At 69.4% G+C, this 1211-nt stretch carries 1 protein-coding gene and 1 pseudogene; both read left to right on the top strand.

Annotated features, from left to right (window positions below):
• Positions 1-23 precede the first annotated feature (23 nt).
• The gene (locus ACF088_RS41275; RefSeq protein ID WP_362092765.1) at positions 24-281 is read left to right on the top strand and encodes a DUF2530 domain-containing protein; all 258 of its coding nucleotides are present in this window, start codon (positions 24-26) and stop codon (positions 279-281) included.
• A 99-nt stretch (positions 282-380) separates the two neighbouring features.
• Positions 381-1211 (top strand): annotated as a pseudogene (locus tag ACF088_RS41270) (cation-translocating P-type ATPase); the annotation flags it as partial.

The raw sequence follows: 1211 nt of genomic DNA, 5'->3' as shown, positions 1-1211 counted from the left end.
CACGCTCCTCGTAAGCTGTATGCATGACGAAGTGGACACCCACGCACGAGGCGCCGGAGCCCCTGGAGGGCCCCGTGGTCCCGACCATCGTCGGCGGCACCATCCTCTGGTTCGTCCTCTTCCTGGTGCAGCTGCCCTTCTACGGCTGGTTCGAGGACCACGGGCACACCTGGTGGGTGTGGACCTGCCTGGCCGGCGCCGGCCTCGGCCTGATCGGCATCTGGTACGTCCGGGGGCGCGACGCCGCGATCAAGCGGGACGCCACCGAGGCCCGGAAGTAGTACCTGGGCAGCACACCGCGCCGGTGCGTCTCGTACCCAGGTCGGATCTTCTCCGCACTCGGTGGGTGAAGCCGTAAAACCGCACGTACCGTCGAATGCATGACGCATCTCGACGCGGACAGACGCGATCCCGCGCACCCCGCGCACGCCGTGGACACCTCCTCGCCCGCGACCGGACTCACGGCGGCCGGGGTCGCCGAACGGCTCGCCCGCGGCCAGGTCAACGACGTGCCGGTGCGCAGCAGCCGGTCCCTGGCCGACATCGTCCGCGCCAACGTCTTCACCCGGTTCAACGCGATCATCGGCGTGCTCTGGGTGATCATGCTGATCGTCGCGCCGATCCAGGACAGCCTGTTCGGCTTCGTGATCCTCGCCAACACCGGCATCGGCATCATCCAGGAGTGGCGGGCGAAGAAAACCCTGGACTCGCTGGCCGTGATCGGCGAGGTCCGGCCCACGGTGCGCCGGGACGGGAAGCCCGCCGAGATCAGCACGTCCGAGATCGTGCTGGACGACGTCATCGAGATCGGGCCCGGCGACAAGGCCGTCGTCGACGGGGTGTGCGTCGAGGCGGACGGGCTGGAGATCGACGAGTCGCTGCTGACCGGCGAGGCCGACCCGGTGGTCAAGCAGCCCGGCGACCAGGTCATGTCGGGCAGCTTCGTGGTCGCGGGCGGCGGCGCCTTCCGGGCCACCAAGGTGGGGCGCGAGGCGTACGCGGCGCAGCTCGCCGAGGAGGCGTCCCGCTTCACGCTGGTCCAGTCCGAGCTGCGCTCCGGCATCTCCACGATCCTCAAGTACGTCACGTGGATGATGGTCCCGACCGCGATCGGCCTGATCCTCAGCCAGCTGCTCGCCAAGGACAACGAGCTGGACGACTCGATCGCGCGCACCGTCGGCGGCATCGTGCCCATGGTCCCGGAGGGCCTG

The organism is Streptomyces sp. NPDC015125 (assembly GCF_043080045.1).
Classification (GTDB): domain Bacteria; phylum Actinomycetota; class Actinomycetes; order Streptomycetales; family Streptomycetaceae; genus Streptomyces.
The sequence above is the reverse complement of the archived record's forward strand: the minus strand, read 5'-3'. Positions and strand labels throughout refer to the sequence as shown.

Excerpts from the sequence above, each read along its gene's own strand:
- ACF088_RS41275 (WP_362092765.1), top strand. The coding sequence starts at position 24 with ATGACGAAGTGGACACCCACGCACGAGGCGCCGGAGCCCCTGGAGGGC.